The organism is Acinetobacter sp. CAU_H_S170_2 (assembly GCF_058890445.1).
In genome coordinates, this window is the sequence record NZ_JBZYAE010000001.1 from 3,009,313 (window position 1) to 3,024,586 (window position 15,274).

General features: G+C 42.9%; 11 protein-coding genes. 6 read left to right on the forward strand and 5 right to left on the reverse strand.

What is annotated here, in order from left to right:
• The first annotated feature begins 7 nt into the window (after nucleotides 1-7).
• The 5 genes from hslO (at nucleotide 8) to AC5EUN_RS14815 (ending at nucleotide 3,333) form a co-directional block, all read left to right on the forward strand.
• Nucleotides 8-883 carry an Hsp33 family molecular chaperone HslO gene (gene hslO, locus AC5EUN_RS14795; protein WP_159152967.1) on the forward strand — a complete coding sequence of 292 codons (876 nt, stop codon included), beginning with the start codon at nucleotides 8-10 and terminating at the stop codon, nucleotides 881-883.
• A gap of 199 nt (nucleotides 884-1,082) precedes the next feature.
• Complete coding sequence (locus tag AC5EUN_RS14800) at nucleotides 1,083-1,535, forward strand: DUF2147 domain-containing protein (protein ID WP_159152966.1); 453 nt, start codon at nucleotides 1,083-1,085, stop codon at nucleotides 1,533-1,535.
• Between the two features lie 144 nt (nucleotides 1,536-1,679).
• On the forward strand, nucleotides 1,680-2,633 hold the full coding sequence (locus AC5EUN_RS14805) for a DnaJ C-terminal domain-containing protein (RefSeq protein ID WP_159152965.1): 954 nt from the start codon (nucleotides 1,680-1,682) through the stop codon (nucleotides 2,631-2,633).
• A gap of 10 nt (nucleotides 2,634-2,643) precedes the next feature.
• Nucleotides 2,644-3,000 carry a chaperone modulator CbpM gene (locus AC5EUN_RS14810; protein ID WP_159152964.1) on the forward strand — a complete coding sequence of 119 codons (357 nt, stop codon included), beginning with the start codon at nucleotides 2,644-2,646 and terminating at the stop codon, nucleotides 2,998-3,000.
• A gap of 72 nt (nucleotides 3,001-3,072) precedes the next feature.
• The gene (locus AC5EUN_RS14815; protein ID WP_004692664.1) at nucleotides 3,073-3,333 is read left to right on the forward strand and encodes an HP1242/YdcH family protein; all 261 of its coding nucleotides are present in this window, start codon (nucleotides 3,073-3,075) and stop codon (nucleotides 3,331-3,333) included.
• 120 nt (nucleotides 3,334-3,453) lie between these two features.
• Here AC5EUN_RS14815 and AC5EUN_RS14820 read toward each other — a convergent pair whose 3' ends face one another.
• The 3 genes from AC5EUN_RS14820 to rpsO form a co-directional block, all read right to left on the reverse strand.
• Complete coding sequence (locus AC5EUN_RS14820) at nucleotides 3,454-4,689, reverse strand: magnesium transporter CorA family protein (RefSeq protein WP_493352407.1); 1,236 nt, start codon at nucleotides 4,687-4,689, stop codon at nucleotides 3,454-3,456.
• 142 nt (nucleotides 4,690-4,831) lie between these two features.
• Nucleotides 4,832-6,919, reverse strand: coding sequence for a polyribonucleotide nucleotidyltransferase (pnp, locus tag AC5EUN_RS14825; RefSeq protein ID WP_171054252.1), 2,088 nt, complete (start codon nucleotides 6,917-6,919; stop codon nucleotides 4,832-4,834).
• A gap of 260 nt (nucleotides 6,920-7,179) precedes the next feature.
• The gene (rpsO, locus tag AC5EUN_RS14830; RefSeq protein ID WP_004692669.1) at nucleotides 7,180-7,449 is read right to left on the reverse strand and encodes a 30S ribosomal protein S15; all 270 of its coding nucleotides are present in this window, start codon (nucleotides 7,447-7,449) and stop codon (nucleotides 7,180-7,182) included.
• A gap of 251 nt (nucleotides 7,450-7,700) precedes the next feature.
• Here rpsO and AC5EUN_RS14835 point away from each other — a divergent pair, with 251 nt between their 5' ends.
• Nucleotides 7,701-8,999 (forward strand): serine hydrolase domain-containing protein, encoded by a 1,299-nt coding sequence (locus AC5EUN_RS14835; RefSeq protein WP_159152962.1) that lies wholly within the window; start codon nucleotides 7,701-7,703, stop codon nucleotides 8,997-8,999.
• Nucleotides 9,000-9,697: 698 nt separating this feature from the next.
• On the opposite strand, the gene recD is transcribed toward AC5EUN_RS14835, so the two are convergent.
• Nucleotides 9,698-11,482, reverse strand: coding sequence for an exodeoxyribonuclease V subunit alpha (gene recD, locus AC5EUN_RS14840; protein WP_178895921.1), 1,785 nt, complete (start codon nucleotides 11,480-11,482; stop codon nucleotides 9,698-9,700).
• Between the two features lie 39 nt (nucleotides 11,483-11,521).
• Nucleotides 11,522-15,271: a UvrD-helicase domain-containing protein gene (locus AC5EUN_RS14845; RefSeq protein ID WP_178895922.1), complete on the reverse strand. Its 3,750-nt coding sequence runs from the start codon at nucleotides 15,269-15,271 to the stop codon at nucleotides 11,522-11,524.
• Nucleotides 15,272-15,274 lie beyond the last annotated feature (3 nt).

The window sequence follows — 15,274 nt, forward strand, 5'->3', positions numbered from 1 at the left end:
GAAATTTATGTCTGATTTGCGTCAACGCTTTTATATTGAAGATAGTCCTGTTCGTGGTGAAGTGGTTCATCTAGAAGAAACCCTACAAACCATCTTGGCGCAGCGTGATTATGCACCTGCAGTCCAAGTGCTGTTAGGTGAAATGCTTAGTGCCACGGCATTACTTGCCAGTACTTTAAAAATTAAAGGCCGTATTAGTTTACAAATTCAGGCTTCAGGTAGTTTCAAATGGGCTATGGCTGAATGTAATCACCTTGGTGAAGTACGTGCCTTGGCGGATTATGAAGCAGATCCACGCTTTAATGCTGCCGACAGCAGCAGTACGGTATTGAGCACCCTCATTAGCCCTGTACTCTTTATTAATATTGAGCCCGAATTTGGTGAGCGTTATCAAGGGATTGTGGCTTTAGACAAGCCAAATCTTGCGGGTTGTTTAATGCAGTACTATGACCTGTCTGCCCAAATTCCAACGCGTATTGTTTTGGCCAGTTCATCCCAGCGTGCTGGCGGTTTACTCATTCAGCTGTTACCACGTAACAGTGAAGAAGAACAAGAACGTGTCGACCAAGACTTATGGCCACGTCTGACCATGTTGACTGAAACGCTCAAAATCGAAGAGTTAACCGATTTAGAGTCCAGTGAAATTCTTTACCGTTTGTACAACGAAGAAGAAGTACGCTTACCTGAAGTTGAAATGCTAAAATTTGGCTGTACCTGTTCGAAAGAACGTTGTGCTCAAGCACTTGAACAAATTGGCGCAGAAGCCGTTCGTGAAACGCTAGAACATCAAAACCCGATTACCATGGACTGCCAGTTCTGTAACACGCAATACAGCTTTAGTGCAGAAGAAGCCTTGGGTTTATTTGGTGAACACTTAAGCTAAGCGCATCATGTGCAATAAAAAAAGAGCAACTGAATTGCTCTTTTTTTATGCCTTTGTTCTCAAAAAAACAAGATAATTCAAATGATTCATCACTTTTATTCATAGATATTTCACTGGTCACACCGCTTAAATTTCGTTATAAATAAACCCATAATTTTTATATGTCTTTATTTTTCTCTTCCATTGGGGTTTTGCCATCATGAAATTTTCTTGCAGTCTTTTCGTACTCAGCAGTTTATGCGCCTTCTCCTGTTTTGCAGCTACCGATCCTTTGGTCGGAAAATGGAAAACTATCGATGATAAAACAGGATACTCTCTCAGTGACGTCTTGATTGAAAAAGACAAAAACAATAGCTATAAAGCAGTCATCGTAAGTACGCGCGAAATTCCAGGTGCGGTAAAAATAGAAAACTGTAGCAAGTGTGATGGTGTCAATAAAAATCAACCCATTGTCGGCATGACAACGCTCAGCCATTTGCAGTTAGACAATGCCAAAGATTCGACCTATAGCCATGGACAGCTCCTCGACCCTTTCACAGGGCTACGTTATGACGCACATGCACGACTCAGCAACAATGGTAAGCACTTACGAATTCGAGGAACTTCGACTGAAAATGGCGGTGGGCGCAACATCACATGGGTCAAATATTAAGTATCCCTCATCCATCAAAGCTCCTTTCATCGGGGGCTTTTTTCTTGTCATGTTTTGAAACAATAAGGAACATATCTTTACTGTTGAAATCTGCTGAAAGACTGAATAATGATTAAAACTTAATCATTTTATTTAATCTTATTTATGCCGAAGAACCATTATGAAATACTCGGTTTAACGCGAGATGCGACCGCCGAACAAATTAAAAAAGCCTATCGAAAATTGGCACGTAAGTATCATCCCGATGTCAGTAAGGAGCCTGATGCTGAAACGCGGATGCAAGAATTGAATGTCGCCTATGACACCTTAAGTGATGAAACAAAAAAAGCTGAATATGACTTTGAACTCGATCATCCACAAGGCTCACAGCAATTCAACCCCAATACAGGCTTTGGCGGTTTTGAAGAGGCATTTCGGAATGCCCAAGGCGGACAACAGGCACATGATTTTTCAGGGTTTGAAGACTTATTTGGGCGTTTTGGTTCAGGTTTTGGAGGATCAAACTATCAATATCAACGCCAAAATAGTACTCGCCATAAAGGCGAAGACCAACATGCGCGTTTAGAGGTCGATCTTGAGGTTGGATTCCACGGTACCACCCAAACCATTACCTTACAGATTCCCACTTTAAATGCCTATGGTGAAGCGGAAATTCAGCGCAAAACGCTGGAAGTTAAAATTCCCAAAGGCATGAAAGAAGGGCAACAAATTCGCTTAAGTGGTCAAGGACAGTCAGGTATTCAGGGCGGTGAAAATGGCGACCTGTATATCGAAATTTATTACAAAGATACGGAGACCACACGCGTTGAAGGAGTTGATGTCTATCACCAACTCAACATTAGTCCCTGGGAAGCCGCTTTGGGGCAAAGCATTACCGCCGCGCTACCCAATGGTCGGACATTACAAATTCAAATTCCGAAAAATGCCAAAACGGGACAGCAACTCCGTTTAAAAGATCAGGGGATTCCAGCCAAAACGGCAGGACATTTATATTTAATTTTAAACATTGTTCAACCTCCTGCGCAGAGTGAGCAAGAACAGCAAGCCTACCAAGCCTTTGCTGAAGCCTTCCCTCACTTTAAGCCGCGTCAGTCTTAAGGAGAAAATTATGACGACTATTCAATATCGTGAAATTATTTTAGACGGATGTCGACACGCTGAAATTGTTGATGAACAACATAGCTTTGATTTAAAGCATTTTGCTGAAGCCTGCGGACAAAGTCCTGAATGGATTTTACAGCTGTTGGAATATGACATTCTGCCTAACCGACCCGATAACCGCATTCACCAATTTTTTGGTGATGATGTCTCACGTGCACGGCGAGCCTATCGCTTACAACGTGACTTTGATGCCAGCTTTACTGCAGTCGCAATGATGCTGGATCTGATTGAGGAAGTTCAAAAACTTCGTCGTGAAGTAAAACATTTACATCTCACTGACCCAGTTCATACGACTCAACACTAGTTCTATAAAGAAAGATTGGCGCATGCCTTTCTTTCTTTTTTTATTTTTGAATAAGAGGATTAGACGGCAACCATGAAACTCAAAGTTTGTAATAAAAAGACTAAGCTCATGTTTCCTGAATACCGAGACATGATTCAACAGCTTAGAGAAGACAATCCGCATTTTTCTAAAATGTTTGACGACCATGAAGCTCTCGATCAGGAAATTTGTTTACTCGAACAAGACCCTGTCAGGATTCATCGTGGAGAGATTGAGCCCCTCAAACGCAAAAAGTTGTTCATTAAAGATCAGCTTTACCGGATTTTAAAAGGAGCCCAGTTAAAAACCTCTTAAATTAAATCTCCCTGCGACGCCCACATATCCGAATAATAAATTGAACAAGGATAGCGTCAGCATGTAAAGAAACACCTTAAAGCCCATTTGCTTTAATGGTCTATGTGGAAAATCACCGAATTATTTTAATTTGGTGATTTTCTCTAAATCTTTGATGGTGCCCTTCACAGTTTGCTTGATCGGCTCATAATCGATGAACCAAAATAAATTCATATGTTGATCCGCATGCTGCTGTGCCAACATATCAATGACACTTTTTTCGCCACGCCCGACCAAATGACGTCGATAAAAATAATACAGTAAGATCAATGTCGTCATTAACATGATGCCCAACATGATCCAAAACCCTGTTGGAGACTTCAGCCCCGGAATAAACTCGAAGTTCATACCATACACCCCTGTCAACAAGGTTAGCGGCGCAAAAATCGCGGTAATAATGGCTAAAATCCGCATGTTTTCATTAGTTTGATTGGCAATGGCTGAAAAATGTAGATCAATAGCTGCTTGCACTGCATTTCTCAAGCGAATGGTATGCTTTTGAATACGTTCAATATGACTGGTTAAATCATCGACACGTACCAGCATGATATCTTGTTTTTCGCTACGCTTTTTCCCTTTCAAGTGCGAATAATTATCGACAATTTCATCACGCAATTCCTGCAAAGTTTCGATTTGTTCTTCGCACAAATTTTCCACTTGTTGGAAAGCCATATTCTCTTGCAAAAGTTGATGCCACTTGGTAAAACGACGATGGCCTTGTAAAAGCTCTTGCTGCCAAAACTCCACTCGACGCGTAAGAGGAACACGTAAATCAAGATAACCATCCACCATGTTATTGAGCAGTCTCAAGGTCAAATCTAAAGGCGTTGCGGGTAGTTTTCGGGGTTTATTATGCTCTTCAATCGGACGGCTCAACACCGTTTCCATACGCTGAATATAGCTTTCAACTTCTTTATTGCCCTGCTCTCTAACCGTAATCAAGACTTGCGGCGTGAGCATAAAACTAATCGGAGTCGTCGCCAGACCAAAAACCCGTTCATGTTTTTCAGCCGCTTGAGTATCAAGCTTGATTTTATCATCAGGTGTGATCAGCTTACGAAAGATCAGCAAGTCGTAATCTTCCAAAGTGTCAAAGGCACAAGGATGTTCTAAATTTAGAATGTCACGCAGATGATATTCATTCATCCACAGTCCCGTTGCCGCATAAATGTCCTGCTGCCAATGTTCTGCCCGATTGACCACATCGTCACGGCTACACTCCACCCAAATAAACTCAGCTTCCTGCTCTGCAATTGGCTGTTTCCGCACATAAGTATGCTGCGCGGTGGGATGTTGATAGAAATAATAGCTTTGCATATCTCATTTATTATTGTCTGTCTTAGCCAGCATGATGCCATAAAAAAAGCCCTGAGCAAGCCAAAGTTTAAATTGGCCAAGCTCAAGGCTTTTCTAAGACAACTCAATTCACATGGCAAACACCATGTGAATTGACAAGAGATTAAACTTGTTCGATGTCTTTCATCGTCAATTTGATACGACCACGGTTGTCTACATCCGCAACTTGTACCTTAATTTCTTGACCTTCTTTCAACACGTCTGCCACGTTTGCAATACGCTCGTTCGAGATTTGTGAAATGTGAAGTAAGCCATCAGTACCTGGAAGGATGTTTACAAACGCACCGAATTCAACGATACGAATGACTTTACCGACGTAAATTGTACCCGGCTCAATTTCAGCAGTAAGTGCTTGGATTTTTGCAACCGCAGCAGCAGCAGCAGCTTTGGTTTCACCAAATACACGAACAGTACCGTTGTCTTCAATATCAATTGCAGCTTTGGTTTCTTCAGTGATTGCACGAATCGTCGCACCACCTTTACCGATTACATCACGGATCTTGTCTGGGTTGATGTTGATCACTTGGAATGTCGGTGCATGCATTGAAATTTCAGGGCGAGCACGTGAAATCACTTGGTTCATTTCGTTCAAGATATGCATACGACCCGCATACGCTTGGTTCAATGCCGCTTCCATGATTTCTTCAGTGATACCTTCAATCTTGATATCCATTTGAAGTGCAGTAATACCGTTCGCAGAACCGGCTACTTTAAAGTCCATGTCACCTAAGTGATCTTCGTCACCCAAGATGTCAGAAAGAACTGCGAAACGCTCGCCTTCTTTCACTAGACCCATTGCAATACCTGCAACTGGCGCTTTCAATGGAACACCTGCATCCATAAGTGATAATGAAGCACCACATACAGAAGCCATTGAAGATGAACCGTTTGATTCAGTAATATCCGATACGATACGAATCACGTACGGGAAGCGGTCAGCTGCAGGAAGAACCGCTTGAACACCACGACGCGCCAAACGACCGTGACCGATTTCACGACGCTTAGGACCAGATTCACGACCTGTTTCACCGACAGAGTATGCAGGGAAGTTGTAGTGCAACATGAAGTTGTCAGTTTTAGTACCAGCTAGGGTATCAACCATCAACGCATCACGGGTATTACCTAAAGTGGTAGTTACCAATGCTTGAGTTTCACCACGTGTGAATAATGCAGAACCGTGTGCACGGCCTAATACGCCCACTTGAACATCAATGGCACGAACAGTTTTCGTGTCACGACCATCAATACGTGGTTTACCAGACAAGATGTTGTCACGTACCGTACGGTATTTCAAATCTTCGAATAATTCGTCAACTTCAGCAGCAATGCCAGTTTCATCATTTTCAGGAACGAACTGAGCAACAGCTTCTACGTGAAGTGCATCTAATGCTGCGTAACGGTCTTGCTTAACAGCAATGGTATACGCTTCAGAGATTTTCGCTTCAAATGCATCTTTCAATTTGCCAAGAAGCTCTTCATTTTTAACTGGCGCAACCCAAGTTGATTCAACCGCACCCGCAGCAGCAGCAAATTCTTTAATCGCTTGAATTGCGATTTGCATTTCGTCATGACCGAAAAGTACAGCGCCTAACATTTGGTCTTCAGAAAGTTCTTTCGCTTCAGATTCAACCATCAATACAGCAGCTTCAGTACCTGCAACCACAAGGTCAAGATCAGATTCTTTAAGCTGTTCTAAAGTTGGGTTAAGGATGTATTCACCGTTGATTAAACCAACACGTGCGCCTGCGATTGGGCCTGCAAATGGAACACCAGCAATAGACATCGCAGCTGAAGCACCCAACATTGCAGCGATATCACCTTCCATGGTTTTGTCAGAAGAAATAACAGTCGCTGTTACTTGGATTTCGTTGTAGAAACCTTCTGGGAACAATGGACGGATTGGACGGTCAATAAGACGTGAAATTAAAGTTTCAGCTTCAGACTGACGACCTTCACGCTTACCGTAACCACCTGGGATACGACCTGCAGCATATTGTTTTTCTTGGTAGTTAACAGTCAACGGGAAGAAGTCTTGGCCTGCTTTTGCTTTTGGTTGAGCAACGATTGCAACAAGAACCTGTACACCACCCATGGTGATCACAACAGTGTTTGCTTGACGAGCAACACGACCAGTTTCTAAAACAACCGTGTGTTGACCATATTGGAATTCTTTACGAATAATATTAAACATAGACATGTATTTTTCTTTCCTGATTTTTATTCTAGTGGAGACCCCTAAGGTTTGGCATTCACATCGCCATTTCAGGCAACTGTATAAATGACAAAGCTTAGAAGCCGACCTCACCAGAGACTAAAAACATGATTTTAAGACACAAAGAAGGAGCGAAACATTCGCCCCTTCCCCATTACCTCACAGAAGCAAGGTAGACTTTCTTTTCCAGTAATAAAGCATTCAAAATGCGATAGTCCGAAAATAAAAGTTTAATCGAATTAACGACGTAAACCTAAAGCAGCAATCAAGTCGCTGTAACGAGTAGCGTCTTTACCTTTAAGGTAATCAAGAAGCTTACGACGTTGGTTAACCATACGGATAAGACCGCGACGGCTATGGTGGTCGTGTTTGTGCTCTTTGAAGTGACCTTGTAAATCATTGATTTGAGCAGTTAAAAGAGCTACTTGAACTTCTGGTGAACCAGTGTCGTTTTCAGCGCGAGCAAATTTAGCAATGATCTCTGCGCGATCTGCGTTTGTTAAAGCCATTCGATTTCTCCGAGATGCTTATAAGTTACATTTGATACAAATCAAATTGATTCTTCAAAACCAAGTTGACTGCCGTGCATCACTACAGCAAGGCATTATTTTAAGGGATCTAGCGCTATATTGCAAAAATGTTTTATGTTCGCAGTCAATTCGGCAACTGACGGCTTTGCACAAATCATGCACAATCATGACAATTCTGATTTTCAGTATCAGACTCAAATCCAATAAAAACGAAAAATAGAGAGAAATTTGTGAAAATTTTATCTGCCAATACCTGTTATGTCCCCCATGACCTCAACCACGTGATTCGTTCTAAGGATGAGGTCTCCGCTACCTTGGGTGGTATGAAGGACGCGCAAATTCAAAGCATTTGGGCCAGTGTAGAGTCCCTATATAAAACAGGAAACTACCCGTTCATCAGCCTCTGCTTACGTCGTCAGGGACAAATATTGTTAAACCGCAGCATTGGTTATGCGCAAGGTAACTCGCCCGATGGTTTAGCGGCAGATGCGAAAATTGGCACACCCGATACCCCAGTTTGTTTATTTTCCGCCTCTAAAATCGTTACAGCCATGCTGATTCATATGTTGGATGAACGCGGTGATCTGAATTTACTCGATCCGATTAGCCACTATATTCCCGAATATGGCGTAAACGGTAAACGTCGTGCCACCATTTTTCATTTACTCGCTCATCGTGGTGGCATTCCTCGCATTGACAGCAAAGTCACGCCTGAACTGTTGTTTAATCAAGATCAAATTTTAGAACATCTTTATGCGGCACAACCCGTTTCAGCTTCGGGCACGCATCTGGCGTATCATGCCGTGACGTCAGGTTATATTTTAGGGGAAATTATCAAACGGGTAACAGGTCAAACAGCCCGTGAATTTCTTGCCGAAAATATCGAAAAACCCATGGGCTTAGATTACTTTAACTATGGCCTAAAACCTGAGTATCGAGCGGATGTCGCTTTAAACTATGCCACAGGTCTACATCCACGTTTAGGCACAGACCATTATCTCAATCGGGTACTGGGTGGTGGTTTACAGTTGGCGGTCGATGTGACCAATGATGCGCGCTTTATGGACACGATTTGCCCAGCGGGCAACATTTATACCAGCGCCGAACAAGCTGGACGTTTCTTTGAAATGCTCTTGAGTGGTGGCGAATACCAAGGCAAACAAATCATGAGTGCCCAAACGGTATTTCGCTCGACATTGGCCACGTCAGGAGTCAGTTTAGATCGGACATTATTAGTCCCGATGCGTTATGCCTTAGGCCCAATGTTAGGGAGTAATCCTATTGGGTTATTTGGACCCATGACTGGGCAAGCCTTTGGACATCTCGGGTTTTCCAATATTCTCTGCTGGGCCGATCCAGAACGTGATATTAGCGTATCGCTATTAACCACAGGAAAATCTGTCGTCGGGACCCACTTACCTGCTTTAGCGAAAACGCTTTATCAAATCTCAAAGCATTGTCCCAAAATCTTAAAGCACCAACGTCGCTCATTATTTGCAACCGATCGAAGCGAAACAGACTTAGTCTGAGCATAAAAAAAAAGCCCAAGTAAACTTGGGCTTTTTTGCGCTGTAGTGTTCTTTTATTTTTGTTCTTGTTGTTTTGGTTATCATTATAATAATGCGCTTTTCCGCGTCTTGTATTAAACATTCCATGTTTAATCATTTACATCCTTATGTGACATATTTTGCCACATCACACAGAAGAAAAAAGTCGCATTTCACTCATCTTCATGTAAGCGATTGCTTACATAAACTCCTCATTTTCTCCATTATTCAACTTAAATTTCTCTAAAAAATGCAATAGTAAAAATTTAATTTATTAAAAACAAATACTTAAATACATAAGAGCTAAATTTAAAAAAGCATAAGCAGTGCAATACTGAGACAGTATCTCTTCAATATTTAATCTATAACTGTATTTATGCTTCGAGGAATGAATGGCTATTTTTTGTCACATTTTGCCAATTTATCAGATATAAAAAAGCCTTGTAGTCTCTCCCAAAACTACAAGGCTTAGCGGCTGTAAGTTTCCTCTTTCACCTACTTCACTGTAAGTTCGCTGTCTACTGACGTTATTATTATCTTTTTGCGATTATACTCAACATTCCGTGTTGAGCTCTTTATGTGAAGCCATCTTCTCAAAATCCTCAGCAAAGCTCTATGCGCAAATCTCCTGAATCCATGTAAGCCATTTCGTACAAAACTCCTATTTGTTTATTAAATCTTCACAATTGAATTTGTTGATTAATTTTTCTTGATAGACCACTTTCTCGGGTGGTTCGAGTCACCATAGCATGTACGAATGCATCAGCATCGACCAGTAAACTGACCACTTTTTTCGCCCGCGTAATTGCGGTATAAATCAACTCTTTACTGAGTAATTTTTCAGCCTGCCGATCTAAAACCACCGCGGTATGGGTGAACTCAGAGCCTTGAGATTTGTGAATGGTCAGTGCAAAAGCCGTTTCAATATTTTTGGGTAACCGTGTCGCGGCCACCCATTTATCCAAACTAGGGAAATACACCTCAAACTGCAACTTACCTTGTTGTATACGCTGTAAACACAGGCCAATATCGCCATTCGACACCCCCAACTGATAGTCGTTATAGGTCATCATCACAGGGCGTCCTAAATACCACTCACCCTGCTTGATTTGTTTTGATTGCTCTAATAGACGTTGCTCGATTTGCAGATTGAGCTGTTTTAAGCCGAAATGGCCGTGACGTATGGCGGCTAAAATACGGTAATCATCAAAATATTGAATCACTTTGGGTACGAGAGACTCATTAGGATTTTGCTGATATTGCTTTAAAGCCTCAACATAGCCCTGAAAGCCAAGCATCAGCAGATCATAATAATGCTGTAACTGCTCTACAGATAAAGCCTGCTCGGGCAACAATTCGAGCTGTAAATAATCGACCTTGACCTGATCCAACTCAACCGCCTTCAACGTCGTAGCATTTACCACTTGTTGTTGAAAAGTGTTCAATACGCTCTGTTTTTCGGCAGGATGCGTCATTGAGTCAAAACAAGTTTGCTGTTGAATAAATTGTGCCAACTTTCCAATCCGTGCATCTGAGTTGAAACGACGGCTATTGACCAAATTGACTCTATTTTCAGCCAAAGCTGGAACCTGTTGTAAATCGGCGAGCACAGAGCCAACATCGACAGAAGCCAACTGATCGGCATCTCCCAATAAAATCAAACGGGCTTGATTCGGCATGGCAGCAAAGAGCATCTGCGCCAAATTTAAATCCAGCATTGACGCTTCATCAACAACAATCACATCATAAGGTAAAGGTTGTCTGCTATGAAAACGCGGTTGCTGCGTATTCCCAAGACCCAAAAGTCGATGTAACGTCACAGGGTTTAAGTTTTTCAAATCTGGGGTAATGAAGTCTTGTAACTTTTCATCTTGAAAAGAGTTTTGCAGGGCTTCTTTCATGCGCTGCGCCGCCTTACCTGTCGGTGCAGCCATCGCAATACGAATATCAGGCAGACTTTGCTTGAGAACCGCAATAATACGCGCCAAGGTATAGGTTTTCCCTGTGCCCGGACCACCTGTAATGATCGAGAGCGCCTGCTCAGCCACCATAGCCAAAGCCTGTTTTTGGTGTGGATCTTCAAGTAAATGGGCATAAGCTGAAATATCAACTTGCGTTAAGTTTTGTAGTTTTAACCGCGCCACTTGCTGGGCCAAGGACTGCTCTAAAGCCCAATAACGATACAGATATAATTGCTGCTGATCGTAAACAAACGGCGCTTTTTGTTGCTGTGCCTGCTGTTCATCCATCACCAAATCATCTAAGACTGTGACGGCTTCAGCTGCAACCGAGATACAACTCTCACCGCGTAGCATTGCTTCAAGGACCTGTTGAATCATTTCACTTCGGGTTTCGGTGAACCCTGTTTTACTTAGCGGTGACTGTTGAATAAACTGACTCCAACGTGTTAACCATGTGTCTACCACGGTAGCCTGATCAATACTGGCTTGATGAACATTTTCCACACGGTTATCCTCAAAGTTATCCACAGCTTAATTGTTTGTTTATGAGTGACTAATTTCACTTAATTCAGAAGTTTTGCCTACATGATTTTCACTATAAGTATCCTCAGCAAAATAACCCAAAATCGCATCTAATCTTAAAATAAACTCTGGGCTAGCACGCCAACTTAAAACCCCTTGATCAGGCTGCCCATTCATCCCTCTCAAATAGAGATAACTCGCCTGTCCCAGATGTTTTTCAATGTCATAGTCCAGCAAATTCACTTTTAAATAGCGATGCAAAGCCACCAAATACAAACCCGCCTGCAACCAATAACTGGCATGTGACATATTCAATTGGATTGCGTCATAATTGTAGCTCTGCTGATCCGCCCCTAAGAAGTTACTTTTATAATCGGCAATGTGATAACGCTGACCATCAAAATAAACCAAGTCTATCGAACCTGTCAGATAACGAGCAGAATTGGCTTCATTTAAGTCGAGTAGATCAATGCCGTATTCTTGAAACAATGTCTGTATGCGTTTAATCGCCAGTACATGATCGGACAATGACAAATAAAAAGGAAATTCGGCCAAGTGTTCATCGGCTTTCAGTTGCTTCAACTGAAAACCTGCATGCAAAGGCGTTTCTAGTACATCTGCTAACCACGCTTGCATCCACAGCACCAATTGAGTTTCATCATCCTGTCCAAACTCATTTTGATATTTGCCCAATAACTCTTGCCACAGTAAGGGACTATCATTTTTAAAACGACGATGAATTTCCAGTCCCCAGTCACCCGAGTCCTGAAAGTCAATATGCTCGAAAATTTCGTGCAGGAAGGTTCCCGCAGTCGTCCCCATTGGAAACTGCCGTTTAATCCACGCCAAAGGCTGACTCAGCTCCACATCAAGCACAGGATGATTAATCTCGTCATCCGCACTACCCACTTTCTCGCTCAAAACCGCTAAGGCATCCATTGCCTCTTTGCGACTCAAATGCTGTGCCAACGCACTAAAACTGGTTTTGGAACGTGGATAAAAACGCTGTTCAGGAAAAGCCAAAGCTTGCAGTTGAATGATCTCTTGCTGCTTGGCTGGTTGTAAACGGATCGGCTTTTCAGTCAGCAGCTCCTCATTACCACTGGCAGGATGTTCAAACAGATTACCTGCTTGGCCACGCCAAAATGCCAATGCCGTATTTGATTTATATTCCTGATCTTGCAGTAAGGCATACACGCGGTGGCTGGCGCGGGTCAGTGCGACGTACCATAAGCGATGCTGTTCTGCTTCGGCTCGCTCATTGTGTTGATCAATCGCGGCTGGGTCTAACAGGTTGGCATCATTTACCGCTACGATGCGCTGTAACTCGCTCTGCCCTGTCGTCGGATTGATCTGTTCCAGCGTTGAAAAGTTTAAGGTTTTATTCATTTCCTTAAAGTCTTTGTCGGCACCCAGCAAGAACACAATTTTAAACTCTAAACCCTTGGATTGATGAATAGTCATCAGTTGTACACCTGTGGCGCTGGAAAGTTTACGCTCTAACTCCCATTCACGTTCTGCAGGCAAATGTAACTGTTTGAGATACCAATGATACAGTTTCTGCGCGCCTTGAAACTGTTCACTATGTTGGCTCAATAACTCAGTCAAATGCCGTAGATTGACCACAGTCCGTTCGTTGTCTCGGCTTTGGTAAGCCACCAAGTTTTTCCACACTTTAAACAGGTTTAAAGCGTATTGCCATGCACTTAAAAAGCCTTTATTGATCCACATGTCGCGGATGTCATCAAAATCCGCCATAAACTGGCTCAGACCGTTGGCTTGCTTTTCCAGTTCCAGTAATTGTTTTAAATCAATCGCCAACAGCCGGCTCAAAAGCGCGCGGCGAACTTTGGCTTCATCAAAAGGATGCATCATTGCAGTCAATAGCGCACCAACATCTTTCGCGACCTGACTTTCAAACACACTACGTTTAGACGGACGGTTGACCAAAATTCCCAAATGCTCTAGTTCAAACTGAACTTTGTCCAAGCCATCATGGTTTTTCGACAACACCGCGATATCATTTGCCCCCATAAACTGTGGCGGATCATCTGCCACATACAGCTGCTGTTGAATGCCTTGGTTGATTAAATCACGAATTTTCCATGCCACTTGTTGAGCTTCATTTTTCTTGTCTTCAAGTAACAGCCAACGCAGCGATACATGGTTTTCACCCTGTGCATCGACCAAAGCGGGATGTGGTCGAGTCCCTGCTTCTACAGGCTGGTAATAGACCTGCTCACCAAAGTCCTGTTGGCGTTGAAATAAAGCATCCACCACCTGTACCAGTTTTTGTACAGAACGATGATTATATTTCAAACTATACTGCCGACCTTGCTTTGCCAAAACATCTAAACGTGCCTTGTTATAGGTCAGCATGTCACCACCACGAAAGCCATAAATAGCTTGTTTTGGGTCACCGACCATAATCATACAGCCTTGGTGATAACGTTGTGCATCACGCCAAATTCGCGCCAACATATCATCTTGGTCTTGGTTGGTGTCTTGAAACTCATCCACTAAAATGAGTGGATAGCGTGCCTGCACAAACTGGGCAAAGCGCCGGCCTTGTTCGCCCTGTAAGGCTTCTGACAAGGTACGGATTTGCTGGGCAAAAGTCGTTTCACTCTTTTGCTGCAAGACTTGTGGTAATCGCTTTTTCACCTCAGAACTTAAGTGATATTTTAAATACGCATCCAGCACATCCAAATTGAGCTCTAGCTCTGCCAATGCGTCTAAGAAAATGCGGACCTGTCGCCACACAGGATGCTGCTCAAACTGTTCCAACACATCTACAGCACATTTGTTTAAGACTTTTTTCGTTGCAAGGTCAGTCAGGTGCTTTAAGGTTTTTTCAAAATGTGGCGCAAATAAGGCATAAGCCCGCTGCTCTTTCAGTGCAGTCAAAAAAGCAGGTAAGTCCTGACATAGAATGCGTTGCATCAAAGCATCGGTACGCCATTTTTTCCCCAGCACTGCATGGTATTGCCCTTCAGGGGCATAATAGTCTTTCAAGCGTTCAATCTGCGCCACATCCAGCGCGGTAAATTGATCAATGGCCTGCTCAAATTGCGTCAAATCAAGTGCAGGTTTTTCCACCTGTTGAAACTGTGCCGATGCAAAGTTCAAACTATTTTCAACAATCGGCACATAAGCCTGTTCAGTTTTTAATTTTTGTTTTAATAGTAAATAATTCACTACAGGCTGCGGCTGTGCCTGAATCCACTCGCGTAATACGTCATGAATAAGCTGTTGAGTATAACTCTGCGCATCATCGGTGATATCTGCACGCTCAATCTTGCCACTTTCAAAAGAAAACTCACGCAATAACTTTTGACTAAAACTGTCCAATGTCCCGACGAACAGCTCATCTAACTGATCAATCACCAACTTCAAACGCTCTTGGGCAAAACCGACCCGCTGTGCATAGTCTATGAGTACCTTGGTAAACAGCGGATCTTGTTCAACAGCTATTTTGGCCTGTATTTCTCGCTCGGTCAGACTCTGACAACCTTCAAAATAACGTAAAGTTTCAATCAAACGTGCCCGAACGCGACTTTTCAGCTCCGCAGCGGCAGCACGGGTGAAGGTGGTTGCAATGACCTGATTCGGCAAATAGGCCCCGAGAAAAATGCGTACCATCAAACTGGATAAAGTAAAAGTCTTGCCTGTGCCTGCTGAAGCTTCAATCCAATGTAAGCCCTGAAAACTCATATCGGCAATGGGTTGATAAGACATGTTCGATGTAGTGACCTGAGACTGTGCTTTCATGAC